Source organism: Variovorax sp. LARHSF232, from assembly GCF_052871435.1.
The window spans coordinates 47,648-72,535 of sequence record NZ_JBIXJS010000003.1 but is presented as its reverse complement, the minus strand read 5'-3'; the positions used below and the strand labels follow the sequence as shown (position 1 = coordinate 72,535).

Genomic DNA, 24,888 nt, shown 5'->3' with positions numbered 1-24,888 from the left:
ACAGAGAACAGCGGGTGAGCGTGGTTGCGATGGGGTCCGAGCCTCACGCCTGACGGGCGCTGCAACGCTCCTCGGAAGCGCGCATTTTAACGCTTCGTCCGGCCCGGTAAAATTACGGGCTTTGCCCGCCAAGCCCTGAGCGCGCCCATGAGCGCGCAGCGCTATTCTGGCCACCAGCCGCGCCCACCCGCCATGTCCTACGCCTCCGAAACCCGCCGCCGTCGCACCTTCGCGATCATTTCCCACCCCGACGCCGGCAAGACCACGCTGACCGAGAAGCTGCTGCTGTTCTCGGGCGCGATCCAGATCGCCGGCTCGGTCAAGGCACGCAAGGCTTCGCGCCATGCCACGTCGGACTGGATGGAAATCGAGAAGCAGCGCGGGATCTCGGTGGCCTCGTCGGTGATGCAGATGGTGTATCGCGACCACGTGATCAACCTGCTCGACACGCCCGGCCACAAGGACTTCTCGGAAGACACCTACCGCGTGCTCACCGCCGTTGACTCGGCACTGATGGTGATCGACGCGGCCAACGGCGTGGAAGCACAGACCCGCCGCCTGATCGAGGTCTGCCGCCAGCGCGACACGCCCATCCTCACCTTCGTCAACAAGATGGACCGCGAAGTGCGCGAGCCACTCGACATCCTCGACGAGGTTGAACGCGAGCTGGGCATGCCCTGCGTGCCCATGACCTGGCCGGTGGGCCAGGGCAAGAGCTTCGGCGGCATCATCAACCTGCGCACGCAGACCATGACGGTGTTCGAGTCCGGCAGCGAGCGCCGCCCGCAGGACTTCGAAGCAATTGCGCTCACCGAGACCGACAAGCTCAGGGCCCGCTTCGGCAGCGAGTTCGACGCCGCCATGGAAAGCATGGAGCTGGCCACCGGCGCCTCGCCCACCTGGGACAAGGAAGCCTTCCTGGCCGGCAAGCAGACGCCCGTGTTCTTCGGCTCGGGCGTCAACAACTTCGGCGTGATGGAAGTGCTCGATGCCCTGGTCGACCTGGCCCCGCCGCCGCAGCCGCGCACCAGCACGACGCTGGTGAACCGCCAGCCGGTGGTCAAGGAGATCCAGCCCGAGGACAAGGACTTTGCCGGCGTGGTGTTCAAGGTTCAGGCCAACATGGACGCCAACCACCGCGACCGCATCGCCTTCGTTCGCATGGCCTCGGGCAAATACACGCCGGGCATGAAGCTCAAGGTGCAGCGCACGGCAAAAGAGCTGCGCCCCACCAGCGTCGTCACCTTCATGAGCCAGCGCCGCGAGGCGGTCGAGGAGGCCTATGCGGGCGATATCGTCGGCTTCACCACGCACGGCGGCGTGCAACTGGGCGACACCATCACCGACGGTGCCTCGCTGCAGTTCACAGGCCTGCCCTTCTTTGCGCCAGAGCTCTTCATGACCGTGATCCTGAAGAACCCGCTGCGCACCAAGCAGTTGCAGCAGGGCCTGGCGCAGCTGGGCGAGGAAGGCGCGATCCAGGTCTTCAAGCCCGAAGTCGGCGGCCCGATGCTCTTGGGCGCCGTCGGCCAGCTGCAATTCGAAGTGGTGCAGCACCGCCTGAAGACCGAGTACGACGCCGACGTGCGCCTGGAAGGCTGCCAGTACACCGGCGCGCGCTGGATCACCGCCGACACGCCGGCCGAACTGCGCGAGTTCGTCAACGCCTATCCGCAGCGCATGGCGCTGGATGCCGCCGACACGCTGGCCTACCTGTGCACCAGCCCCTACGACGTGCGCCTCGCGCAGGAGCGCTTTCCCAAGATCCACTTCCACCCGCTGCGCGAGCACGCCGGCTTGGCGCTGCAAAGCGCGGCATGACGGCGCACGTGAGCAGCGCTGCCGGCCCCATGGCGCCGCTGGCCGACTGGCCGGCGCATGAGCGCCGCGCCTTGTTGGGCGTGTTTACCGACATCGACGACACGCTCAGCACCGACGGCCAGGTGCCGCCCGAGACGGTGGAAGCCTTGCGCACGCTGAAGGCGGCCGGCCTGCACGTGGTGGCCATCACCGGTCGGCCGGTAGGCTGGAGCGAGGCCTTTGCCGCCACCTGGCCGGTCGACGCCATCGTGCCGGAAAACGGAGCGATGGCGCTGGTGCCCACCGGCGCGCGGGATGCACAGGGCCATCGCGCGCTGCGGCGCCTGTACCAGCAGGACGAAGCGACTCGCATCGAAAACCATGCGCGCATGCAGCAGGTGCTGGTGCAGATCGAAAAGGACATTCCCGGCGCGCGGCGCGCGGAGGATTCGGCCGGGCGCGAATGCGACATCGCGGTCGACCACAGCGAGTTCGCGCAGCTCTCCGACGCGCAGATCGACAAGGTGGTGCTGGCCATGCGCCACGCCGGCATGCACGCCACCGTGAGCAGCATCCACGTCAACGGCTGGTATGGCGAGCACAACAAGCTGGAAGGCGCACGCTGGATCGTGCGCGAATTGTGGCAGCGCAGTCTGGATGCGGAGCTGGATCGCTGGGCCTACGTGGGCGACTCCACCAACGACGCGCTGATGTTCCAGGCCCTGCCCCACAGCATCGGCGTGGCCAACATCGCGCGCTTCGTGCCGCAGCTGTCGCAGTTGCCGCGCTACGTGACGCCGAGCGAGCGCGGCGCCGGCTTTGCCGAAGTCGCACGCGCCATTCTGGCCGCGCGCTGAGCACCGCAGCGCGTCAGGGCACGCTGAACGCAACCGGCCTGGCACGCGCCATGGCCTTGCCGGCTTCGGCATTGCTGATCAGCTCCACCTTGGCGCTGTATTCGCCCTTGGGCGGATTGAGCCAGAGCTCGGTCTGGCCGCCATCGAGCTCGATCACTTCCGCCTTCTGGCCCGGCCGCTCCAGCGTCAGGCGGAAATGCCCGGTGCCCGCCACCCTGGGCCCGGCATGCGAGACGTTGTAGCCGCTCGCATGCAGCTGCACCCGCAGCGGCAGTTGCACCGCGGCCCGGTCAGCCGGGTTGAGCACCTCCAGCCGCGGCTCGCCCTGCACGCTGGCCGCGCTCACACCCTTGTTCTGCTTGCTCACGGTGAAGCGCAGCGGCTTGCTGTAGACAAAGTAAGGGATGTGCCCTTGATCCGCCAGCACCAGGCGCATGGTGTAGCTGCCGGGCGGCAGGTCGACCACGGTCTCCATCTGGCCCTTGCCGAAATGGATGTACTGGTCGGTGAAAGGCAGCGGCTTCTTGAAGTCCAGCGGCAGCGGCTGGTTGATCAGCAGGTGGTGGTGCCCGGCTTTGCCGGCGGTCTTGCCGGCCGGCACGATGCCACGCATCGACAGGCCGAAGCGCGCGACAAAAGGCGTCTCGAGCGTGGCGCCGTCCTTCAGGTTGCTGAAGTAGGCCTCGGGCGACCAGCTGGGCGGCGGCACCACCCAGGGATGGTCGGCCAGTTCGCCGCGGGCGGCCCCGTCCTGCGCCACCAGCGTCTGGGCCTGCAATGCGCCCGCCGCCAGCATGCCGAAAAAGGCAGCGGCGACCAAGAGCGGCCGCGAAATGTGGCGGAGCGACGGAGCGCGTGAAGACATACAGGCCCTTTCAATAAGAGCCTGAATTGTTACCGAGACTTACAACCTAAAACTTACATCGCCTGGGGCTTGCGCGCCAGGCGATTTGTCGTCCTCAATTGGTCGGGGGCTTGGCCAAGCCCAGCTTTTCGATCAGCACCTTCTCGCGCTGCATGGTGTCCTGCGCGAAGGCGGTGTACTGGGCCGAGCTCATGTAGATCGGGATCATGTCGTAGCGGCCCAGGGCGGCCACGTAGCTGGGCTCTTCCATCGCCTGCTTGAAGGCGTCGTGCAGCTTCTTCACCACCTCGGGCGGCGTGCCCTTGGGTGCGCCGATGCCGAAGGGCGAGTTTTGCACGATGTCGTAGCCCAGCTCCTTGAGCGTGGGCGCGTCGGGGAACTTGGGCAGGCGCTTCTCGCCCCAGGTGTTGATCACGCGCAGCTTGCCGGCCTCCACCTGCGGGGCCCAGCCGGTGCTGTCGGAGGCAGCCATCAGGTGCCCGCCCACGATCGCCTGCATCAGGTCGGCGTTGCCCTTGTACGGCACGTGTTGCAGCTGGATGCCGGCCCGCTGCGCCAGCAGTTCGGTGGTCAGGTGCGGGCTGGTCAGGTTGCCGGTGGAACCGTAGGTCAGCTTGCCCGGGTTGGCCTTCGCGTAGTCGACGAAGTCCTTCCAGTTCTTGATCGGGCTGTCGCTGGGCACCACCATGCCGAAGGCATAGCCGGTGACGTTGATGACGTAGCTGATGTCCTTGATCGGGTCCCAGTTGACCTTGGTCGTGTAGCCGATGCGAAACACCCCCAGCGGTATCTGGGCGATGGTGTAGCCGTCCGGCTGCACGGTCTGCAGCGCCTGCGCCGGCAGGGTGCCGCCGGCGCCGGGCTTGTTTTCCACCACCACCGGCTGGCCAAGCACCTTGCTGGCGTTGTCGGCCAGCTGACGCATGGTGATGTCGGTTGGGCCGCCGGCCGGGAAGGCGATCACCAGCTTGATGGGCTTGGCGGGAAAGGCCTGGGCCAGAGTGAGCGTGGGCGCGGTCAGGCCAACAATGGCAAGCGCCGCGGCGCCAACGAGAGAACGTCGAAACATGAAGCCTCCTTGGATAGGCGCCTGATTGAGCCGTCCCCTCGCCGCGCCGGCAATACGTGCTCACCCGCAGCGGGTCACGCAGGCGACCCGCTGCGCGCTTACCGCCCCAGCACCCGCGCCAGCGCCTGGCCGGTGTGGGTGCCCAGCCTCACGACTTCTTCCGGCGGCGCCGCGGCCACGATCTGGCCGCCGCCGTTGCCGCCCTCCGGCCCCAGGTCGATGATCCAGTCGGCTTCGGCGACGAGATCGAGGTCGTGCTCGATCACCATCACGCTGTGGCCGCCGTTCACCAGGCGGTGCAAAACGTGGATCAGCTTCTCGACATCGGCCATGTGCAGGCCCACCGTCGGCTCGTCCAGCACATACAAGGTGTGCGGCGCCTTGTTGCCGCGGCGCGTGACGTCGTCGCGCACCTTGCTCAATTCCGTCACCAGTTTGATGCGCTGCGCCTCGCCGCCCGACAGCGTGGGCGAAGGCTGGCCCAGTGTGAGGTAGCCCAGGCCCACGTCCTCCAGGAGCTTCAGCGGATGGCTGATGTTGGGCATGCTGGCGAAGAACTCCACCGCCTCGTCCACCTCCATCTGCAACACGTCCCCGATGCTCTTGCCGCGCCAGCTCACCGCCAGCGTCTCGGGATTGAAGCGCGCGCCGTGGCAGGCCTCGCAAGGCACCTTCACGTCTGGCAGGAAGCTCATCTCGATGGTGCGCACGCCCGCGCCTTCGCACACCGGGCAACGGCCCTCGCCGGTGTTGAAGGAAAAGCGCCCCGGGCCGTAGCCGCGCGCCTTGGCTTCCAGCGTGTCGGCAAAGAGCTTGCGGATGGTGTCCCAGAAGCCGATGTAGGTGGCGGGGCAGCTGCGCGGCGTCTTGCCGATCGGCGTCTGGTCCACTTCCAGCACACGGTCGATGCCTTCATAGCCTTCGACCGCCCTGCAGCCGGTCCATGCCGGCCGCTTGCCGGCCGCATCTGCGTCGCGCCCGGCCTTGGTCATGCGCTGCTGCACGATGGCCTGCACGTTGGCCAGCAGCACGTCGCGCGCCAGGGTCGACTTGCCGGATCCGCTGACGCCGGTGATGCCCACCAGGCGCTGCAGCGGCACGCTGGCCGTCACCTTCTTCAGGTTGTGCATGTCGGCGCCGCGCACCGTGAGCCACGTCGTGGCGCCCTCGCCCTGCGCACCGGCGGGTAGCACCGGGCGGCGCGCATGCAGCGGATGGCGGATGGCGTCGCGCAGGTAGCGGCCGGTGAGCGATTCCTCGGACGCCTGGATGTCGGCCAGCGAACCCTGGGCCACCACGCGGCCGCCGCGCTTGCCGGCGCTGGGGCCGATGTCGATCACGTGGTCGGCGCGGCGGATGGTGTCTTCGTCATGCTCGACCACCACCAGCGTGTTGCCCTTGTCGCCCAGCTTGTGCAGGGCATCGAGCAGGATCTGGTTGTCGCGCGCATGCAGGCCGATGGTGGGCTCGTCCAGCACGTAGCACACGCCCTGCAGGTTGCTGCCGAGCTGCGCCGCCAGGCGAATGCGCTGCGCCTCGCCACCCGACAAGGTGGGCGCGCCGCGGTCCAGCGTCAGATAGCCCAGGCCCACCTCTTCCAGGAATTCGAGCCGGCTCTTGATTTCCGGCACCAGGTCGCGCGCGATGTCGGCCTCGCGGCCGCTCAAGGACAGCGTCTCGAACCAGGCGCGGATGTCCGACACGCTCATGCGCGCCAGCTCGGTAATGCCAACGCCGCCATGACCAGGGTTGTGCGAACCGCCAAAGCGCACCGCACGCGCGGTGGCATTCAGGCGCGTGCCCGCGCAGCCCGGGCAGGCCGCGTCGCCAACGTCTTCCAGCTCCGGCTCGGCAAAGGTCTGCTCGCGACCACGCTGGTCGTCGGCGAGCACCGAGTCGTCGAACACCTTGCGCTGCTCCTTGCTGAGCTTGACGCCGGTGCCGACGCAGTCGGGGCACCAACCATGCTTGCTGTTGTAGCTGAACAGGCGCGGGTCCAGCTCGGCGTAGCTGGTGGCGCACACCGGGCAGGCGCGCAGGGTGGAATACACATGCGCGCGGCCGATGCCGTCGGTCGCCACGCCGGCCATCATGGCGGCGCGCAGGCCAGTGAGCTCGCTCATCACATGCACCACGCCTTTGCCATGCTCCAGCGCCTTGGCCAGCGATTCGCGCAACTGCAGCTCATGGGCCGGCAGCACGTCCAGGCTGGCCACCGGCAGCTCGATGCTGTGCTCCTTGAAGCGGTCGATGCGCGGGAAGTTGGTGGTGGGCAGGAAGGCGCCATCCACCCGCAGGTGCGTGTAGCCGCGCGGCCGCGCCCAGTCGGCCAACTCGGTGTAGACGCCCTTGCGGTTGCTCACCAGCGGCGCCAGCAGGCCCACGTGCTGGCCCTTGAAGTTCTTCAGGATCTGCGCAGCGATGCTGTCCGGCGTCTGCGGCTGCACCGGCGTGTCGTCGTGGATGCAGTGCTGCACGCCCAGCTTCACGAACAACAGGCGCAGGAAGTGCCAGACCTCGGTGGTGGTGCCCACCGTGCTCTTGCGGCCGCCGCGCGACAGGCGCTGCTCGATCGCCACCGTGGGCGGAATGCCGTAGACCGCATCCACCTCGGGCCGGCCGGCCGGCTGCACGATGGAGCGCGCATAGGCATTGAGCGATTCCAGGTAGCGCCGCTGGCCCTCGTTGAACAGGATGTCGAAGGCCAGCGTCGACTTGCCCGACCCGCTGACGCCGGTCACCACGCTGAACTTGCCGCGCGGGATGCTCACCGACAGGTTCTTCAGGTTGTGCTCGCGCGCATGCACGATCTCGATGGCGTCGCGCCCGGGCGCCGGCAGCGCATGGCCGGCATAGTTGCGCAGCACCTTTTCCGCCACCTTGAAGGCACCGGGGCCGATGGTCGATTCGTAGTCCGCCAGCGCAGCGCCGGTGAGCGACGCGCCGTTCTCGCGCACCTGCTCGGGCGTGCCCTCGGCCACGATCTGGCCGCCGCCGTCGCCGCCCTCGGGACCCAGGTCGATCAGCCAGTCGCTGGCGCGGATCACGTCCAGGTTGTGCTCGATCACCACCAGCGAGTGGCCGGCATCCAGGAGCTTGCGCAGCGCGCGCATCAGCCGCGCGATGTCGTCGAAGTGCAGGCCGGTGGTCGGCTCGTCGAACAGGAACAGGGTGCCCTTGCGCGCCAGCGGCTGTTTGCTGGCCGAGCCGTTCTTGGCCGCCTCGGCCAGGAAGCCGGCCAGCTTCAGGCGCTGCGCCTCGCCGCCGCTGAGCGTCGGCACCGGCTGCCCCAGCTTCACGTAGTCCAGGCCGACGTCGACGATGGGCTGCAGCACGCGCTGCACCTCGCGGTCATTGAACTTTGGCCCCCACGCTCCGCCGCTGCGCGGGTCGCTGCCCCCCGGGGGGGCTTGTTCGGCTTGGGGCGGCCCGGCGCCGAACAGCGCCAGCGCCTCCGCCACGGTCAGCTCCAGCACGTCGGCCACGTTGAGCGTGCGGCCGCCGCGCTCCACCGTCACCTCCAGAATCTCGGGGCGGTAGCGCTTGCCGTCGCAGTCCGGGCAGCGCAGGTACACGTCCGACAGGAACTGCATTTCCACATGCTCGAAGCCGGAGCCGCCGCAGGTGGGGCAACGCCCGTCGCCGCTGTTGAAGCTGAACTTGGAGCCGGTGTAGCCACGCTGCTTCGACAAGGTGGCCGTGGCGAAGATCTCGCGGATCGCGTCCCAGGCCCCCACATAGCTGGCTGGGTTGGAGCGCGCCGTCTTGCCGATCGGTGACTGGTCGACGAACACCACGTCGCTCAGATGATCCGCGCCGAGAAGCCGGTCGTGCGCGCCGGGCGTCTCGGTGGCCTTGCCGAAGTGGCGCATCAGGGCCGGCGCCAGAACGTCCTGGATCAGCGTCGATTTGCCCGAGCCGCTGACGCCGGTGACGCACACCAGGCGTTGCAACGGCAGCTCCACCGTCACGTTCTTCAAATTGTGCTGGCGCGCGCCTTCCAGGATGAGGCGCGGCGTGGCATCGCCCACTGGCCGCTTGAAGCCCATGCCGATGGTCTTGCGCCCGCCCAGGTAGGCGCCGGTGAGCGTGTCGGCGCTGCGCAAGGCGTGCGTGTCGCCGTCGAACACGATCTCGCCGCCGCGCACGCCGGGGCCGGGGCCCATGTCGATGATGCGGTCGGCCGCCAGCATCACGGCCGGGTCGTGCTCCACCACCACCAGCGTGTTGCCGGCATCGCGCAGGCGCAGCATGGCCTCGGTGATCCGGTTCATGTCGCGCGGATGCAGGCCGATGCTGGGTTCGTCCAGCACGAACAGGGTGTTGACCAGCGAGGTGCCCAGGGCGGTGGTCAGGTTGATGCGCTGCACCTCGCCGCCGCTGAGGGTGCGGCTTTGCCGATCGAGCGTGAGGTAGCCGATGCCCACGTCATGCAGATAGCGCAGCCGCGTGGTGATCTCCTCGAACAGGAGCTTGAGCGCCTGCTTCTCGCCGGTGGCCGGGCCGTTGGCGGGCGGCTGCATCCGGTCGAAGAACTGGCGCAGCCGCTCGATGGGCAGCAGCATCAGGTCGTGCAGGCCGAGGCCCGGCAGCGCCTCGAGCTGTTCACGCGACCACTTGGCGCCCACCGGCATGAAGCGTTGCGCCGGCGGCCGTACCGCGTCCGCGTCGTCCTTGCTGCCGATGCGCCACAACAGGCTTTCCAGCTTGAGGCGCGCGCCGCCGCAGACCGGGCACGGCGTGTAGCTGCGGTATTTGGACAAGAGCACGCGGATGTGCATCTTGTAGGCCTTGCTCTCCAGGTAGCCGAAGAAGCGGCGCACGCCATACCACTGCTGGTTCCACTTGCCCTTCCAGTTGGGCGAGCCCTCGATCACCCAGTGCTGCTGCTCGGGCGTGAGCTTGATCCAGGGCGTGTCGCGCGGGATGCCGGCGGCCTCGGCATGGCGCATGAGGTCGTCCTGCGCCTCTTTCCAGGCCGGGGTCTGGATCGGCTTGATGGCACCGGCACGCAAGGTGAGCCTGTCGTTGGGAATCACCAGGCCCATGTCGACGCCGATGACGCGGCCGAAGCCGCGGCAGGTCTCGCAGGCGCCCACCGCCGAGTTGAAAGAGAACATCGAGGGCAGTGGGTCCGCATAGCGGATGTCGCTCTCGGGGCAATGCAGGCCGGTGGAGAACTTCCAGATCTCAGGCTGCTGCTGTTCGTCCGCCGCCAAGGCATACACCGTGAGCTTGCCAGCGCCCCGCTTGATCGCGACCTCGACCGCCTCGATCACCCGCGCCCGCTCGGCGCTCGACATGCGGAAGCGGTCGGCCACCACGTCCAGCATCTTGCGCGGCCCGGTCGGCGTGGCGACTTCGCGCTCGGCCTGCACGCGCGTGAAGCCGCTGGCCGACAGCCACTGCTCGACTTCCTCGGCGCTGGTGCCGGCCGGCAGCTCCACCGGGAAGGTCAACACCACGCGCGGATCGCCGTTGGCGGCGGCACGGGCCGCCAGCTCGGCATAGATGGAATCGGGCGAATCGTGCCGCACCGCCAGCGCCGTCTCGCGGTCGAACAGCTGGCCGGCGCGGGCAAACAGCAGCTTCAGGTGATCGTTGAGCTCCGTCATCGTGCCCACCGTGGAGCGCGAGGAGCGCACCGGGTTGGTCTGGTCGATGGCGATGGCCGGCGGCACGCCTTCGACCTTGTCCACCGCAGGCTTGTCCATGCGATCCAGGAACTGGCGCGCGTAGGCCGAGAAGGTCTCGACATAGCGCCGCTGCCCTTCGGCGAACAGCGTGTCGAACACCAGGCTGGACTTGCCCGAGCCGCTGGGCCCCGTGACCACCGTCAGCTCGCCGGTGCGGATGTCGAGGTCAAGGTTGCGAAGGTTGTGCTGGCGTGCGCCGCGAATCCGGATGGAGCCCTGTGTCATGCGTGCCTTGGTGGGTGGGGCGGACATTCTAGGAAGCCCCGGCTGACAGCCTCCTGCCATGCGCGGAGTGCTTGGCCGCCGCGCAGGGAATTGCCTCGGGCGACTTTTCGTGGCAAAGGTCCGAAATGTGTGTCTCGAAAAAGCCCTCAGGGGGTTTCCCCGGGTCGGACACACGGCTGCTTTGCGCACCAATGACGCCTCCCCAATTCAAGGCCCCTGGAAAGAAGAGACATGCGCACCAAGCGAACCGTCGGCATTCGTGCCGCCGCCCTCACCCTGGCATGCCTGGCCGCATGCGGCATGGCCCAGGCCCAGTTGCTGATCGGCCAGACGGCCGGCATGAGCGGCTCCGTGGCCGCCAGCGTGAACGAGACCATTGCCGGCGCCCAGCTGGTGATCGACGCGGTCAATGCCCAAGGCGGCATCCACGGCGAGAAGATCGAGGTGCTGCGCATGGACGACGCCTTCGACGTGAAGCGCGCCGGCGAGAACGCCAAGGTACTCATCGAGCAGAAGCAGGTGCTGGCCATGTTCATGACCCGCGGCACGCCCCACACGCAGGCCATCATCCCGCAGCTGGACCAGCACGGCGTGGCGCTGATCGCGCCCTCGACCGGCGCCATGGCGCTGCACCAGCCGCTGCGCAAGCACGTGTTCAACGTGCGCCCCACCTACCAGCGCGAAGCCGAAAAGGCGGTGGATCACCTGAGCACCGTGGGCATGACCCGCATTGCCGTGGTCCACGTCACCGACTCCTTCGGCGCCGATGCGCTGGAAGGCGCGAAGAAGGGCTTTGCCAAGGCCAAGATGGAGCCGGCGGTGCTGGTGCCGGCCGACCGCGACAAGCCCGACTACAACGCGATCGTGCCCAAGCTGGTGGCCGCAAACGCGCAGGCGGTGCTGTGGATCGGCTCGGGCACCGTGGTGGTCGATGGCGTGAAGGCGCTGCGCGCGGCCGGCTCGGCCGCGCAGGTGGTGACCCTGTCGAACAATGCCTCCAGCGGCTTCATCAAGCAGCTGGGCGAATCCAGCAAGGGCGTGATCGTGACCCAGGTCTTCCCGAACGAACGCGCCATGGGCAACGCCATGGTGAAGGAAGCGCTGACCATGGCCCGCGCCAAGGGCATGAACGAGCTATCGCCCGCCTCGCTGGAAGGCTTTGCCTCGGCCAAGGTGCTGGTGGAGGGCCTGCGCCGCGCCGGCCCCAAGCCCACGCGCGCAAAGGTGGTGACGGCGCTGGAAACCATCCGCCAATTCGACCTGGGCGGTGGCCTGGACCTGAGCTATTCGCCCACCGATCACAGCGGCATCGACTTCGCCGACCTGTCGATCATCTCCGACGGCCGCTTCAAGCGCTGAGCAGCCGTCTCTCGTCCCCCGCCCTTACTTGGCGGCCGGTTCCATCGCCGGGGCCGGCGTTGCGGGCGCATGGGTGGCGGTGTCGCCCCCATGCTTCTCGCCGGACATGTCGACCTTGTCGCCGGCTTGCATGATGACGAACAGGGCAATGACGGCGAAGGCGACGAAGCCGATGGCGATCTTCCACATGATGCGAATCCTCCTGGAGTGAATGGGTAGCTGCGAACTGCTCAAGAAAAAGGCCTCAGGTCCGCGCGTGTGCAGCGGCGCATGAAGCCTTTTTGCTGAGCACCGGGCGGCGCGCGCCCGGCGCTTCAACGACGATCAGTCGTTGGCGTAGATGTTCACGTCCTTCGTTTCACGGATGAAGAGGGTGCCGACCACCAGCGTGACGCCCGCGATGATGATCGGATACCACAGGCCGTTGTACATGTTGCCCGTCGACGCCACGATGGCGAAGGCGGTGGTGGGCAGCAGGCCGCCGAACCAGCCGTTTCCGATGTGATAGGGCAAGCTCATCGAGGTGTAGCGGATGCGGGTCGGGAACAGTTCCACCAGCATCGCGGCGATCGGGCCGTAGACCATGGTCACCAGGATCACCAGGTAGGTCAGGATGATCAGCACCGTCACCTTGTTGATCTTCGCCGGGTCGGCCTTGGCTGGGTAGCCCGCCGCCTTCAGGTCGTCAGCCACGCCCTTCTTGAAGGCGGCGATTTCCTTGGTGGAGGCTTCGTCGAACTTGGACTTGACCACGTTGGCGTTGGGCGCCTCGACGGTCTTGTCGCCGATCTTCACGATGGCCTTGGAGCCGGGGGCGCCGACGATGTTGTCGTAGCTCACCGAGTTCTGCACCAGGTAGCGCTTGGCGATGTCGCAGGAGCTCTTGAAGTCGATCTCACGCGCCACCGGGTTGCCCTGGAAGGAGCAGGTGGCCGGGTCGGCCGTCACGGTGACGGCGGCGGTGGCCTGGGCATGCGCCAGGTCGGGGTTGGCGGCCTTGGTCAGCGCGTTGAACACCGGGAAGTAGGTCAGCGCCGCCAGCAGGCAGCCGGCCATGATGATGGGCTTGCGGCCGATCTTGTCGGACAGGGTGCCGAACAGAATGAAGCCGGGCGTGCCGAGCAGCAGGGCAGCGGCGATCAGCAGGTGGGCGGTGGTCGGGTCGACCTTCAGCTGCGCCGTCAGGAAGAACAGGGCGTAGAACTGGCCCGTGTACCAGACCACGGCCTGGCCGGCCGTCAGGCCCACCAGCGCCAAGATCACGATCTTCAGGTTCTTCCACTCGCCAAAGGATTCGGACAGCGGCGCCTTGGAGGTCCTGCCCTCGGCCTTCATCTTCTGGAAGGCGGGCGACTCGTTCAGGCTCAGTCGGATCCACACCGACACGGCCAGGAGGGCGATGGACACCAGGAAGGGAATGCGCCAGCCCCAATCGGCGAAGGCTTGCTCGCCCACCGCGGTGCGTACGCCAATGATCACCAGCAGGCTGAGGAACAGGCCCAGCGTGGCGGTGGTCTGGATCCAGGAGGTGTAGGCACCACGCTTGCCATGCGGTGCATGCTCGGCCACGTAGGTGGCGGCACCGCCATACTCGCCGCCCAGCGCCAGGCCCTGCAGCATGCGCAGCGCGATCAGGATGACCGGCGCCGCGACGCCGATGGTGGCGTAGGTGGGCAAGAGGCCGACGATGAAGGTCGACAGGCCCATGATCAGGATCGTGACCAGGAAGGTGTACTTGCGCCCGATCATGTCGCCCAGGCGGCCGAACATGAGGGCGCCAAAGGGCCGCACCAGGAAGCCCGCCGCAAAGGCCAGCAGCGCGAAGATGAAGGCCGCGCCGGCATCCAGGCCGCTGAAGAACTGCTTGGCGATGATCGCCGCCAGCGAGCCGTACAGATAAAAGTCGTACCACTCGAACACCGTGCCGAGGGAAGAGGCGAAGATGACCTTCTTCTCCTCGGCTGTCATGGGCCTTGGGGCGATCGGGACCCCTCGGGTATCAAGTGCGGCAGTCATTTGCGTCGTCTCCTAAAAATGGTGCGACCCCCATCGAGGCCGTAACGCATTCTTCGGGCGGCGACTGACCCTAGGCTTTCACCAAACTTAACATTTGCTGACGATCTAGGGTGAAACCCACGAGTGCATTTTCAGAATGCAGGAACCGGGGTGTTTGGCGGATCAGGGTTTTCCGCGGGCCGTCAATCCGGGACGCTTGGCGGCCTCTTTCCAGGCGTCTTCGCCGAACCAGGGATCGCCGTCCAGGTAGTCGCGCAGCACCGGCAGGCTGTCGAAGCCCCAGAAATGCTGGCCATCCACTTCCAGGGTGGGCGTGCCGAACATGCCGGCCGCGATGGCCTCGTCGGTGTTGGCGCGCAGTTGCGCCTTGACCTCGTCTCCGTCGGCCTCGCGCACCGGATGCAGGCGTGCCTTGAGCGCAGCCAGCCGGGCCGGGTCGCCCGGCTCGCCCCCGCCCTGCCAGATGTCGCGAAAGATGGTCTCGGTGACGAAGCGATTGGTCTCGCCGCCAGCACTGGTGGACAGCGCCAGCCGCAGGTAAGGCAGCGGATTGAAGGGATGCGTGGCCGGCATGTCGATCGGGATCTCGTGCGCATGGCCCAGCCACAGCACGTGGCGCAAGGTCCATTCGCGCTTGGGTGCCACCTCGGCTGGGCCCAGCAGCCCGTGGTGGCGCAACAGCGGCCCGAGCAGCACCGGCTTGTAGCGCACGTGGTAGCTCAAGCCCGCCAGCGTTTCCGGCAGCTTCTCGAAAGCCAGGTAGGCAAAGGGCGAGATGAAGTCGAAATGGAAGGTGATGGTCTTCATGGCTCAGCTCCTTCAGAACAGTTGCTGCGCGCAGCGCGCTTCGATGTTCAGCCAGATCTTGCGCTTGCCGGCTTCGTCCAGCGAACCCCATGCTGCGATTTCGTCCAACGTGCGCAGGCAACCCTCGCACAGCCCGCTGGCCCCGCCCATTTTGCAGACCGAGCTGCAAGGCGAAGGCACCGGCAGGTCCGGCGATGCAGCGCGCACCGCGACTGCGCGTGCCGGCAGCGCATCCAGGCTCATGCGGCAGCTGCCTGCACCACGTCGGCCACGGGCGCGCCGGTCAGCCGCTCCAGGTCCTGCGGCGTCAGCATCACCACCGCATGCGGATGGCCGGCCGCGGCCCAGATCTCGCTGAAGCGGAAGAGCTCGCGATCGATCAGCGTGACCGGCTCGGTTGCATGGGCAAAGGGCGAGACACCGCCGATGGAGAAGCCGGTCGCTGCTTTCACGAAGTCGGCGTCGGCGCGGCCGGTCTTGCCCACCAGCGCATCGACCTTCTTCTCGTCCACCCGGCGGTCGCCGGAGGTGACGACCAGCACCGCTGCGTCGTCGCTCTTGCGCCGGAAGATGATGCTCTTGGCGATCTGCCCCACGGCGATGCCCAGCGCGTCGGCCGCCTGCTGCGCGGTGCGCGCCGCGTCGTCCAGCATCTGCGGCGCATGCGGGTGGCCTTGGGCCTGCAGCTCGCGCATCACGCGCTGCACGCCATCAGGCAGCGCCGTCAATTCAGCGCCACACATCATGCGCCCCCACGCTCGCCCACTGCGTGTGGCTCGCTGCCCCCCGAGGGGGCTTTCGCGTCTTGGGGCGGCCCGGCGACGCTCATCAGGCGATCCTCTTGTTCAGGATGGCCGTGGCGGCGCGCGACACCGGCTTGCGGCCCAGCGCCTCGCTGATGTAGGCGCCGGCGTCGATCAGCTTGTCCAGGTCGATGCCTGTCTCGATGCCCATGCCGTGCAGCAGGTAGACCACGTCTTCCGTTGCCACGTTGCCGGTGGCGCCCTTGGCATAGGGGCAGCCGCCCAGGCCGGCCGAGGAGGCATCGAACTGCCACACGCCCATTTCCAGGCTGGCCAGGGTGTTGCCGATGGCCTGGCCGTAGGTGTCGTGGTAGTGGCCCGAAATGTCGTCGAGCCGATAGTGCTTGAGCGTGGCTTCCAGCGCGCGCTGCACCTTCAGTGGCGTGCCCACGCCGATGGTGTCGGCCACGCCCACATGCTGCACGCCGATGCCCTTCATGAGGCCAGCCAGCATGTCGACGCGCGACGGCGCAATGTCCCCTTCATACGGACAGCCCACCGTGCAGGACATGGCGCCGCGCACGTAGATACCCTTGGCGCGGGCCGCCTCCACCACCGGCGCAAAGCGTTCGATGCTCTCGGCAATGGAGCAGTTGATGTTCTTCTGGCTGAAGGCCTCGCTGGCCGCGCCGAAGACCACGATCTCGTCGGGCCACTCCTCGCGCGGCGCGGCGACCGCCGCCTCGAAGCCCTTCATGTTGGGGGTCAGAACCGAATAGCGCACGCCCGGCTTGCGCTGGATGCCGTGCATCACCTGCGCGTTGTCGGCCATCTGCGGCACCCACTTGGGCGAGACGAAGCTGGTGACCTCGATCTCTTTCAATCCCGCGTCCTGCAGGCGATGGATGAGACCCAGCTTGATGTCGGTGGGCACCGGCTGCTTTTCGTTCTGCAGGCCATCGCGCGGGCCGACGTCGACGATCTTGACGCGGGTGGGGTAGTTCATGGGGATGCTCTCTGTTATCTAGTATCCGCGCGCCGCATCGACCACACCGGCGACGGGTTCTCCGCGCGCCATCGCCCGGATCTTGCCGGCGATCTGCGCCACGGTTTCCTCGCGCAGGGTGCGGGCCGAGCCATGCGGCGTGACGGTGATGCGCGGGTGGCGCCAGAAAGGATGCTCGCTGGGCAGCGGCTCGGTCTGGAACACGTCCAGCGTGGCGCCGGCCAGGTGTCCCGCGTCGAGCAGTGGGATCAGGTCTTCTTCCACCAGGTGGCCGCCGCGCGCCACGTTGATGAGGTAGCCGCCGGTTTGCAGCTGCGACAGCGTCGTCTTGTTGAGAATGCCGCGCGTGTCCGGCGTCAGCGGCAGCAGGCACACCAGCACGCGGCTGGCCGCCAGGAAGTCGCCGAGTTGCTCGGCACCGGCAAAGCCGCGCACGCCGTCCACGGCCTTGGGCGTTCGGCTCCAGCCGTTGACCGGAAATTCGAACTGCTGCACCGCGCTGGCCACGCGCTGACCCAGCACGCCCATGCCCATGATGCCGACCGCAAATTCGTCGCGAAGGCGCGGGCGCCGGTAGGTCCATTCGCCGTCGCGCGCAGCCTCCTGGTAGACGTCGAGCTCGCGGAAATGGCGGATCAGCGCGTGGCAGACGAACTCCGCCATCTGCACCGCCATGCCGCCGTCATCAATGCGCACCAGCTTGGCCTTGGGCGGCAGGCGCAGCTTCAGCAATGCGTCGACGCCGGCGCCGATGTTGAAGATGCCCGCGAGCCCCTGCTGCTCGTCGAGCAGCTGCTGCGGCGGCGCCCACACCACGGCATGGTCGGCCTGTGGCGCGCCGGGCGCCCAGACCTCGACCTGCGCATCGGGCAGCGCGTCGCGCAGCGCCTTGATCCAGGGTTCGGGGCGGTTGTCGGTGAGGGAGACGGTGATTCGCATATTGCGAGCTTATCGAAGCGCGCCCGCCGTCCGCCTGCTCGGGGTCTTAGGCCGCGAGGCGCAGCAATTCCGCGCCTTCCGCCACCTGATCACCCGGCACGTACAGCAGCTCTTCCACCGTGCCGTCCGCCGGCGCGGCGATGGTGTGCTCCATCTTCATCGCCTCCATCACCGCCAGCGCTTGGCCGCGGCTGACCTTGTCGCCGGCCTTCACGGCAAAGGACACCACCTTGCCCGGCATCGGCGCCGTGAGGCGGCCGCCCTCGGCCTGGGTGTCGCCGGCGTGCGCCAGCCGGTCGATGGCGGTGATGCGGGTCGCGCCCTGGGTGCCGAAGATGTAGGCGGTGCCGCCCAGCTCATCGACGCGCAAGGTGTGGCGGCGGCCGTTGAACTCGACCTCGGTCTCGCCGTCGGGCAGGCGGCCGATCACCAGCGGCCCGGCCACTTCGCCCACCTGCAGGTACAGCGCGCCGTCATGCAGGTAGCGCAGCTGCGCGGCATGGGTCTCGCCATGGAAGTCGAAGGCAAAGGGCCGCACCGCGGCGCCCAGCGCGCGCCAGCCATCGCGCCGGTCGAAAGGGTCGCGGCCGGCGCCTTCTGCTTCCTGCAGCACGGTGTGGGCCACGGCGGCGGCCACCGCCAGCGGCAGGCCCAGCGGCTCCTGGTTGAACAGCACCGCGCGTTCGCGCTCGATCAGGGCCGTGTCGAGCTTGGCTTGCGAGAAGGATTCGGTGCGCAGCACGCCGCGCAGGAACTGCACGTTGGTCGCCATGCCCACGATGTGCATCTGCGCCAGCGCCGCGTCCAGCCGCGCCAGCGCCTCGGCGCGGGTGGCGCCATGGACGATCAGCTTGGCGATCATCGAGTCGTAGAAGGGCGAGATCTGGCCGCCTTCGCGCACGCCGTCGTCGATGCGCAAGTGGCTGCGCTGGAAGCTGGTGTGCGCAAGAGGCTTGCGGTAGACGGCCAGGGTGCCGGTGGCCGGCAGGAAGCCGTTGTCGGGGTTCTCGGCGCAGATACGCGCCTCGATGGCATGGCCGTGAATCTGCAACTCGCTTTGCTTGGCGGGCAGCGGCTCGCCGGCCGCGACGCGCAACTGCCACTCGACCAGGTCCAGGCCCGTGATCGCTTCCGTCACGGGATGCTCCACCTGCAGGCGCGTGTTCATCTCCATGAAGAAGAAGTTCATATCGCCGCCCTCGCGCTGCTCGACGATGAACTCCACCGTGCCGGCGCCGACGTACTTCACCGCGCGCGCTGCTGCCACGGCGGCCTCGCCCATCTGCTGGCGCATTGTCTCGCTCATGCCGGGCGCGGGCGCTTCTTCCAGCACCTTCTGGTGGCGCCGCTGCACCGAGCAGTCGCGCTCGAACAGGTAGACGTAGTTGCCATGCGTGTCGCCGAACACCTGGATCTCGATATGGCGCGGGCGCTGCACGTACTTCTCGATCAGCACGGCGTCATCGCCGAAGCTGTTGATGGCCTCGCGCTGGCAGGACGCCAGTGCGGCGGCGAAATCTTCCGCCTTGTCGACCGCGCGCATGCCCTTGCCACCGCCGCCGGCGCTGGCCTTGATCAGTACCGGGTAGCCGATGCGGTCGGCCTCGCGCTGCAGCAGCTGCGGGCCCTGCTCGCTGCCGTGGTAGCCCGGCACCAGCGGCACGCCGGCCTTTTCCATCAGCTGCTTGGACTCGGCCTTCAGGCCCATGGCCTGGATGGCCGAGGGCGGCGGGCCGATGAAGACCAGGCCGGCGTCGGCACAGGCCCGGGCGAACTCTTCGTTCTCGCTCAGGAAGCCGTAGCCCGGGTGGATCGCTTGCGCGCCGGTGGCCTTGGCGGCTTCCAGGATTTTTTCCCAGCGCAGGTAGCTGTCCTTGGGTGCACTGCCGCCCAGGTGAATGGCTTCGTCGCAGGCGCGCACATGGTTGGCGTGCGTGTCGGCGTCGGAATACACGGCCACGGTCTGGATGGCCATGCGACGCGCGGTGGCGGCAACGCGGCAGGCGATTTCACCGCGGTTGGCGATCAGGATCTTCTTAAACATGCTGGGTCTCCGCGGTGAAATCGCCTCCGCACGCTTCGCGTGCTACGCAATTTGGCTTCGCCGCTGCGCCGCTGCGCGGCTGGTCGCCCCGATTCGCAATGAGGATCTTTTTAAACATGGGGTTCGTCTCTGGGGGAAGTCTTCTTGATCTGGAAAGCCGGCGTCACGCCGGGATCGGGCTTGCCGCTGAAGATGCGCGCCACGCGGGCGAACAGGGCCTTGAGAAAGCGCCAGCTCTTGCCGATGAGCCAGACCGACAGCACCAGCAGCGCGAGCAGCAGCACGCCGAAAATCAACGGATGCGCCACCGCCAGCCACAGGCCGGCGGGCACCGCGGTGTCTTCGACCAGCGAGGCGCCGACATTGGTGAAAGGCTCGGGCGAGGTATTGATGGCGGCGCGGGTGGTGGCCTTGGCCGTGTGGGCAGTGGCGGCCAAGCCACCGCCGACCAGCGCCGCCACCAGTGCCATCGCACCATGGTCGGCGCCGAACACGCCGGCGGCCAGCGCGGCGCCGGCCGGCACGCGAATGACGGTGTGCACGATGTCCCACAGCGAATCCAGCCCCGGGATCTTGTCGGCAAAGAACTCGATGAACACCATGAAGCCACTCGCGACGAGCACCGCCGGATGGGCGAGCAGGTGCAGGCCCGGCGGCAAGGGGAACCAGCCCAGGTAGCCCGCCAGGCCGGTCAGGAACACCACCAGGTACAGGCGCACGCCGCTCGCCCAGCCGAGCGCGCCGGCCAGTGCGATCAGTTGCGCGGTGTCGAGGGTGTCCATGGCGGCAATCAGCTGCCCAGCAGCCAGTTGGGCTTGCGCTTTTGCAGGAAGGCCTGCACGCCTTCGCGCCCCTCGGCGCTGGCGCGGATGTCGGCAATGCCCTGCACCGTCTCTGCCACGAGCGCGTCGTCGATCTCGCGGCCGGCGACGTCGGCGATCAGCTGCTTGCAGGCGCGCACCGCCGCCGGGCTGGCATTGCACAGCGCCTTCACCAGTTCGTCGACCTTGGCATCCAGCGCGTCGGCGCTGACCACCTCATGAACGAAACCGATGCGCTGCGCCTCGGCCGCGCTGAATCGCTCCGCCGTCAGGAAGTAGCGCTGCGCCGTCCGGGTGCCCATGGCGCGCAGCACATAGGGGCTGATGGTGGCGGGGATCAGGCCGATCTTCACCTCGCTGAGGCAGTAGTTCGCGGTGTCCACGCTCACCGCCATGTCGCAGGCCGCCACCAGGCCCATGCCGCCGGCGTACACATCGCCCTGGATGCGGGCGATCACCGGCTTGGGGCTTTCGTGGATGGTGCGCAGCATGGCCGCCAGGCCCGCCGCGTCCTGGGTGTTCTGCTCGCGCGTGAAATCGGCGGCGCGGCGCATCCAGTTGAGGTTCGCGCCGGCGCAAAAGGCCGGGCCGCGTGCGCCGAGCACGATCACGCGCACCTGGGGCTGGACCACCACTTGCGCGAAGGCGGCGCTCAGCTCGCCGATGACCTCGTCGTCGAAGGCATTGCGCAGCTCCGGCCGGTTGAGCCAGATGCGGGCGACCGGGCCATCGGCCTGCAGTTCCAGGGTGTTGAAAGAATTGCTCATGCGCCGCGCGCCTCCTGCAGCATTAAATAGGGCCAGTCGAGAACGGGCGCGGGCCGGCCCATGCCGGTGAGCGCCGCCGAGATCTGCCCCCGGTGGTGGGTCGGGTGGTTGAAAGCATGGCCAAGCGCGTAGGCAAAGGGAATGCACATGGGCTGGCCGTCGCTGCGGGTGTAGACCAGATCGCCGTCGAAGCGGGTGGCATCGAGCCCGGCCAGCCAGGGCGACCAGCGCTGCACCGCCGCGCCCAGCGCCGACACCAGCGGGTCGCGCTCGTGGTAGAGCTCGGTGTCCAGCGGCAGGCGCGGCGACACGCCCTCCGCCAGGCGCGCGAACCAGATGTTGTCGGTCACCAGCAGGTGATTCACGGTGTGGTGCACCGAGTGAAAGAACAGGTGGCAGTCGCGATGCCACTGGGCGTCGCTCAAGTGCACCAGGTGTTCGTCCAGCAGGCGCGCGGTGGCCCACGCGTGGTAGCGCGCGAGTCCTGCGAAATAGGTGCCCAGTTGCATCGCGAACTCCTGACCTTGTTGCTTCCTACATGCGGAAGATGCCGAACTTCGGCTCCGGCACCGGCGCATTGCGCGTCGCTGCCAGGGCCAGGGCCAGCACGCGGCGCGTGTCGGCCGGATCGATGATGCCGTCGTCCCACAGGCGCGCGGTGGCGTAGTAGGGATGGCCCTGCACCTCGTACTGGTCGCGTATCGGCTTCTTGAAAGCCTCTTCTTCGTCCGCGCTCCAGGCGCCGCCCTTGGCCTCGATACCGTCGCGCTTGACGGTCGCCAGCACGCTCGCCGCCTGCTCGCCGCCCATCACGCTGATGCGCGCGTTGGGCCACATCCACAGGAAGCGCGGGCTGTAAGCGCGGCCGCACATGCCGTAGTTGCCGGCGCCGAAGCTGCCACCGATGATGATGGTGAACTTGGGCACGTTCGCGGTAGCTACCGCTGTCACCATCTTGGCGCCGTGGCGCGCAATGCCCTCGTTCTCGTACTTGCGGCCCACCATGAAACCGGTGATGTTCTGCAGGAACACCAGCGGGATCTTGCGCTGGCAGCACAGCTCGATGAAGTGCGCGCCCTTTTGCGCGCTTTCGGAAAAGAGGATTCCGTTGTTGGCCACGATGCCCACCGGCATGCCCTCGATGGCCGCGAAGCCGCACACCAGCGTGGTGCCGAAGCGGGCCTTGAACTCGTGGAACTCCGATGCATCGACGATGCGGGCGATGATCTCGCGCACGTCGAAGGGCTTGCGCGTGTCGGTCGGGATCACGCCGTAGAGCTCTTCTGCACCAAAGCGCGGCGCGCGCGGCGGCGCATCGCCCGGTGCGGCAGCCGGCCGGGCGGCGTTGAGGTTGGCCACTGCCGAGCGCGCCAGCGCCAGCGCATGCAGGTCGTTCTGCGCCAGGTGGTCTGCCACGCCAGACAGGCGCGTGTGCACGTCGCCGCCGCCCAGGTCCTCGGCCGTCACCACCTCGCCGGTGGCCGCCTTCACCAGCGGCGGGCCGCCCAAGAAGATGGTGCCCTGGTTCTTCACGATGATCGATTCGTCGCTCATCGCCGGCACGTACGCGCCGCCGGCCGTGCACGAGCCCATCACCACCGCGATCTGCGCGATGCCCTGGGCGCTCATGTTGGCCTGGTTGTAGAAGATGCGGCCGAAGTGATCGCGGTCCGGGAAGACCTCGTCCTGGTTCGGCAGGTTGGCGCCGCCCGAATCGACCAGGTAGATGCAGGGCAGGCGGTTCTGCTCGGCGACTTCCTGTGCGCGCAGGTGCTTCTTCACCGTCAGGGGATAGTAGGTGCCGCCCTTCACCGTTGCGTCGTTGCAGACGATCATGCAGTCCACGCCGTTGACGCGGCCGATGCCGGCAATGAGGCCGGCACCAGGCGCCTCGTCACGGTACATGCCGTGCGCGGCCAGCGGCGCCAATTCGAGGAAGGGCGTGCCCGGGTCGAGCAGCTGCGCCACACGGTCGCGCGGCAGCAGCTTGCCGCGAGCCGTGTGCTTGGCGCGCGCGGCCTCGCCGCCGCCGGCCTCGACCTTGGTGAATTGGGCGCGCAGGTCGTTGACGAGCCCGCGCATGGCTTCCGCATTGGCCTGGAACTCGGCCGACCGGGAATTTAGTTTTGTTTCAAGCAGGCTCATGCAGTCTTCTCTTCGTCGAGGCCGAGTTCTTCTTTCATCGCGTCGCGGATCTTGAACTTCTGGATCTTGCCGGTCACCGTCATCGGAAACTCCTTCACGAAGCGGATGTACCTGGGCACCTTGTAGTGCGCGATCTGGCCCTTGCAGAACTCGCGCACCTCTTCGTCGGCCAGGGCCTGGCCGGGCTTGACGATGATCCAGGCGCACAGCTCCTCGCCGTACTTGCTGTCGGGCAGGCCGACCACCTGCACGTCCTGCACCTTGGGGTGGCGATACAGAAACTCCTCGATCTCGCGCGGGTAGATGTTCTCGCCGCCGCGGATCACCATGTCCTTGATGCGGCCGACGATGTTGACGTAGCCCTCGGCGTCCATGGTGGCCAGGTCGCCGGTGTGCATCCAGCGCTCGGCGTCGATGGCCTCGCGCGTCTTGGCCTCGTCGTCCCAGTAGCCGTGCATCACCGAATAGCCGCGCGTGCACAGCTCGCCGCGATCGCCGCGCGCGACGATCGCGCCGCTCTCGGGATCGATGATCTTCACTTCCAGGTGCGGCTGCACCGTGCCCACGGTGGCGACGCGCTTGGCCAATGGCGTGTCGGTGGAGCTCTGGCAGCTCACCGGGCTGGTCTCGGTCATGCCGTAGGCGATGGTGATCTCGGACAGGTTCATGTGCTCCACCACCCGCTTCATCACCTCGATCGGACAGGGCGAGCCGGCCATGATGCCGGTGCGCAAGGTCCGAAGGTCGAATTCCTTGAAGCGCGGATGGTCCAGCTCGGCGATGAACATGGTGGGGACACCGTGCAGGCCGGTGCACTTCTCGGCCTGCACCGTCTCCAGCACGGTGAGCGGATCGAAGCCGTCGTTCGGGTAGACGATGGCCGAGCCATGCGTCAGGCAGGCCAGGTTGCCCAGCACCATGCCGAAGCAGTGGTACAGCGGCACGGGGATGCACAGGCGGTCTTCCTGCGTCAGCTTCATGCATTCGCCAATGAAGAAGCCGTTGTTCAGGATGTTGCGATGGGTGAGCGTCGCGCCCTTGGGAAAACCGGTGGTGCCGCTGGTGAACTGGATGTTGATCGGGTCACTCGCCTTCAGCGACTGCTGCACCTGCGCCGCGCGCGCATCGGCCGCGTCGCCGCTGGCCAGCAGCTGCGAGAAGCGCTGCAGGCCAGGCTCCTCGGCGCCCTGCCCGGCCACGTCGATCCACACCACGCGCGTGAGATGCGGCAGGCGCGCCGCCCGGAGCGCACCAGGTTCGCTGCCAGCCAGTTCCGGCGCCAGCTCGCGCAGCATGCCGATGTAGTCGCTGGTCTTGAAGCGCGGCATGGTCACCAGCGCCTTGCAGCCCACCTTGTTGAGCGCGTACTCGACCTCGGACGTGCGGTAGGCCGGGTTGATGTTGACCAGGATCAGCCCCGCCTTGGCGGTGGCGATCTGCATCAGCACCCAGGCAGCGTTGTTGTGCGACCAGATGCCGACGCGGTCGCCCGGCACCAGGCCGCTTCGCAGCAGGGCACTGGCCAGCTGGTTCGACGCCGCCTGGAGCTCGCGATAGCGCAAGCGCAGGTTTTCATGGCGGCTCACCAGCGCTTCGCGCTCGGGCTGGCGCGCCACCATGGCGTCGAAGAAGTTGCCGATGGTCTCTTCGATCAGCGGCACATCGGCGCTGCCCTTGGCGTAGCTTTTTTCTTCTGCTGCTTCCATGCAAGTCTCCTGTCACGCGCCCT

At 67.6% G+C, this 24,888-nt stretch carries 19 protein-coding genes and 1 riboswitch; of the genes, 3 read left to right on the top strand and 16 right to left on the bottom strand.

The features are described 5' to 3' along the window. Positions 1-9: 9 nt before the first annotated feature. Positions 10-78, bottom strand: a riboswitch (S-adenosyl-L-homocysteine riboswitch). 114 nt (positions 79-192) lie between these two features. Both ACIPRI_RS09200 and ACIPRI_RS09195 read left to right on the top strand, forming a co-directional pair. Continuing rightward, entirely contained in the window at positions 193-1,821 is a 1,629-nt protein-coding gene (locus ACIPRI_RS09200) for a peptide chain release factor 3 (protein WP_446621129.1), read from the top strand. 29 nt (positions 1,822-1,850) lie between these two features. After that, the gene (locus ACIPRI_RS09195; protein WP_446621689.1) at positions 1,851-2,657 is read left to right on the top strand and encodes an HAD family hydrolase; all 807 of its coding nucleotides are present in this window, start codon (positions 1,851-1,853) and stop codon (positions 2,655-2,657) included. A gap of 13 nt (positions 2,658-2,670) precedes the next feature. On the opposite strand, the gene ACIPRI_RS09190 is transcribed toward ACIPRI_RS09195, so the two are convergent. The 3 genes from ACIPRI_RS09190 to uvrA all read right to left on the bottom strand — a co-directional run bounded on the left by ACIPRI_RS09190 (position 2,671) and on the right by uvrA (position 10,512). Further along, positions 2,671-3,477 carry a DUF4399 domain-containing protein gene (locus ACIPRI_RS09190; RefSeq protein WP_446621128.1) on the bottom strand — a complete coding sequence of 269 codons (807 nt, stop codon included), beginning with the start codon at positions 3,475-3,477 and terminating at the stop codon, positions 2,671-2,673. 139 nt (positions 3,478-3,616) lie between these two features. Further along, the gene (locus tag ACIPRI_RS09185) at positions 3,617-4,591 is read right to left on the bottom strand and encodes a Bug family tripartite tricarboxylate transporter substrate binding protein (RefSeq protein WP_446621127.1); all 975 of its coding nucleotides are present in this window, start codon (positions 4,589-4,591) and stop codon (positions 3,617-3,619) included. Between the two features lie 98 nt (positions 4,592-4,689). After that, positions 4,690-10,512 (bottom strand): excinuclease ABC subunit UvrA, encoded by a 5,823-nt coding sequence (gene uvrA, locus ACIPRI_RS09180; RefSeq protein ID WP_446621688.1) that lies wholly within the window; start codon positions 10,510-10,512, stop codon positions 4,690-4,692. 231 nt (positions 10,513-10,743) lie between these two features. On the opposite strand from uvrA, the gene ACIPRI_RS09175 reads away from it, so the two are divergent. Further along, positions 10,744-11,871, top strand: a complete 1,128-nt coding sequence (locus tag ACIPRI_RS09175; protein WP_446621126.1) for an ABC transporter substrate-binding protein — start codon at positions 10,744-10,746, stop codon at positions 11,869-11,871. A gap of 24 nt (positions 11,872-11,895) precedes the next feature. On the opposite strand, the gene ACIPRI_RS09170 is transcribed toward ACIPRI_RS09175, so the two are convergent. The 13 genes from ACIPRI_RS09170 to ACIPRI_RS09110 form a co-directional block, all read right to left on the bottom strand. After that, on the bottom strand, positions 11,896-12,060 hold the full coding sequence (locus ACIPRI_RS09170; protein WP_446621125.1) for a hypothetical protein: 165 nt from the start codon (positions 12,058-12,060) through the stop codon (positions 11,896-11,898). Positions 12,061-12,195: 135 nt separating this feature from the next. Continuing rightward, positions 12,196-13,887 carry an MFS transporter gene (locus tag ACIPRI_RS09165; protein ID WP_446621124.1) on the bottom strand — a complete coding sequence of 564 codons (1,692 nt, stop codon included), beginning with the start codon at positions 13,885-13,887 and terminating at the stop codon, positions 12,196-12,198. A gap of 162 nt (positions 13,888-14,049) precedes the next feature. After that, entirely contained in the window at positions 14,050-14,694 is a 645-nt protein-coding gene (locus tag ACIPRI_RS09160) for a DsbA family protein (protein ID WP_446621123.1), read from the bottom strand. A gap of 12 nt (positions 14,695-14,706) precedes the next feature. Further along, positions 14,707-14,937, bottom strand: a complete 231-nt coding sequence (locus ACIPRI_RS09155) for a DUF1289 domain-containing protein (protein WP_446621122.1) — start codon at positions 14,935-14,937, stop codon at positions 14,707-14,709. Continuing rightward, a complete protein-coding gene (locus ACIPRI_RS09150) occupies positions 14,934-15,437 on the bottom strand; it encodes a YbaK/EbsC family protein (RefSeq protein ID WP_446621687.1) in 504 nt (167 codons plus the stop codon). Before ACIPRI_RS09150 ends, ACIPRI_RS09155 begins: the two co-directional genes overlap by 4 nt. Positions 15,438-15,522: 85 nt before the next feature. Beyond that, a complete protein-coding gene (locus ACIPRI_RS09145) occupies positions 15,523-16,443 on the bottom strand; it encodes a hydroxymethylglutaryl-CoA lyase (protein ID WP_446621121.1) in 921 nt (306 codons plus the stop codon). Between the two features lie 18 nt (positions 16,444-16,461). Beyond that, the gene (locus ACIPRI_RS09140) at positions 16,462-17,382 is read right to left on the bottom strand and encodes a 2-hydroxyacid dehydrogenase (protein WP_446621120.1); all 921 of its coding nucleotides are present in this window, start codon (positions 17,380-17,382) and stop codon (positions 16,462-16,464) included. Between the two features lie 46 nt (positions 17,383-17,428). Then, entirely contained in the window at positions 17,429-19,426 is a 1,998-nt protein-coding gene (locus ACIPRI_RS09135) for an ATP-binding protein (RefSeq protein ID WP_446621119.1), read from the bottom strand. Between the two features lie 110 nt (positions 19,427-19,536). After that, positions 19,537-20,208, bottom strand: coding sequence for a DUF4126 domain-containing protein (locus ACIPRI_RS09130; protein ID WP_446621118.1), 672 nt, complete (start codon positions 20,206-20,208; stop codon positions 19,537-19,539). Positions 20,209-20,216: 8 nt separating this feature from the next. Beyond that, positions 20,217-21,014 (bottom strand): enoyl-CoA hydratase/isomerase family protein, encoded by a 798-nt coding sequence (locus ACIPRI_RS09125; RefSeq protein WP_446621117.1) that lies wholly within the window; start codon positions 21,012-21,014, stop codon positions 20,217-20,219. Further along, positions 21,011-21,523: a DinB family protein gene (locus ACIPRI_RS09120; protein WP_446621116.1), complete on the bottom strand. Its 513-nt coding sequence runs from the start codon at positions 21,521-21,523 to the stop codon at positions 21,011-21,013. The genes ACIPRI_RS09125 and ACIPRI_RS09120 overlap by 4 nt, the downstream gene beginning before the upstream one ends. A 25-nt stretch (positions 21,524-21,548) precedes the next feature. Continuing rightward, the gene (locus ACIPRI_RS09115) at positions 21,549-23,159 is read right to left on the bottom strand and encodes a carboxyl transferase domain-containing protein (protein ID WP_446621115.1); all 1,611 of its coding nucleotides are present in this window, start codon (positions 23,157-23,159) and stop codon (positions 21,549-21,551) included. Beyond that, positions 23,156-24,865, bottom strand: coding sequence for an AMP-binding protein (locus ACIPRI_RS09110; RefSeq protein WP_446621114.1), 1,710 nt, complete (start codon positions 24,863-24,865; stop codon positions 23,156-23,158). The genes ACIPRI_RS09115 and ACIPRI_RS09110 overlap by 4 nt, the downstream gene beginning before the upstream one ends. Positions 24,866-24,888: the final 23 nt, after the last annotated feature.

Coding starts and splice junctions, on each gene's coding strand:
- ACIPRI_RS09175 (WP_446621126.1), top strand. CDS start 10,744: ATGCGCACCAAGCGAACCGTCGGCATTCGTGCCGCCGCCCTCACCCTG.
- ACIPRI_RS09110 (WP_446621114.1), bottom strand. CDS start 24,865: ATGGAAGCAGCAGAAGAAAAAAGCTACGCCAAGGGCAGCGCCGATGTG.
- ACIPRI_RS09185 (WP_446621127.1), bottom strand. CDS start 4,591: ATGTTTCGACGTTCTCTCGTTGGCGCCGCGGCGCTTGCCATTGTTGGC.
- ACIPRI_RS09140 (WP_446621120.1), bottom strand. CDS start 17,382: ATGCGAATCACCGTCTCCCTCACCGACAACCGCCCCGAACCCTGGATC.
- uvrA (WP_446621688.1), bottom strand. CDS start 10,512: ATGACACAGGGCTCCATCCGGATTCGCGGCGCACGCCAGCACAACCTT.
- ACIPRI_RS09160 (WP_446621123.1), bottom strand. CDS start 14,694: ATGAAGACCATCACCTTCCATTTCGACTTCATCTCGCCCTTTGCCTAC.
- ACIPRI_RS09200 (WP_446621129.1), top strand. CDS start 193: ATGTCCTACGCCTCCGAAACCCGCCGCCGTCGCACCTTCGCGATCATT.
- ACIPRI_RS09125 (WP_446621117.1), bottom strand. CDS start 21,014: ATGAGCAATTCTTTCAACACCCTGGAACTGCAGGCCGATGGCCCGGTC.
- ACIPRI_RS09165 (WP_446621124.1), bottom strand. CDS start 13,887: ATGACTGCCGCACTTGATACCCGAGGGGTCCCGATCGCCCCAAGGCCC.
- ACIPRI_RS09195 (WP_446621689.1), top strand. CDS start 1,851: ATGGCGCCGCTGGCCGACTGGCCGGCGCATGAGCGCCGCGCCTTGTTG.
- ACIPRI_RS09115 (WP_446621115.1), bottom strand. CDS start 23,159: ATGAGCCTGCTTGAAACAAAACTAAATTCCCGGTCGGCCGAGTTCCAG.
- ACIPRI_RS09130 (WP_446621118.1), bottom strand. CDS start 20,208: ATGGACACCCTCGACACCGCGCAACTGATCGCACTGGCCGGCGCGCTC.
- ACIPRI_RS09135 (WP_446621119.1), bottom strand. CDS start 19,426: ATGTTTAAGAAGATCCTGATCGCCAACCGCGGTGAAATCGCCTGCCGC.
- ACIPRI_RS09155 (WP_446621122.1), bottom strand. CDS start 14,937: ATGAGCCTGGATGCGCTGCCGGCACGCGCAGTCGCGGTGCGCGCTGCA.
- ACIPRI_RS09170 (WP_446621125.1), bottom strand. CDS start 12,060: ATGTGGAAGATCGCCATCGGCTTCGTCGCCTTCGCCGTCATTGCCCTG.
- ACIPRI_RS09145 (WP_446621121.1), bottom strand. CDS start 16,443: ATGAACTACCCCACCCGCGTCAAGATCGTCGACGTCGGCCCGCGCGAT.
- ACIPRI_RS09120 (WP_446621116.1), bottom strand. CDS start 21,523: ATGCAACTGGGCACCTATTTCGCAGGACTCGCGCGCTACCACGCGTGG.
- ACIPRI_RS09150 (WP_446621687.1), bottom strand. CDS start 15,437: ATGTGTGGCGCTGAATTGACGGCGCTGCCTGATGGCGTGCAGCGCGTG.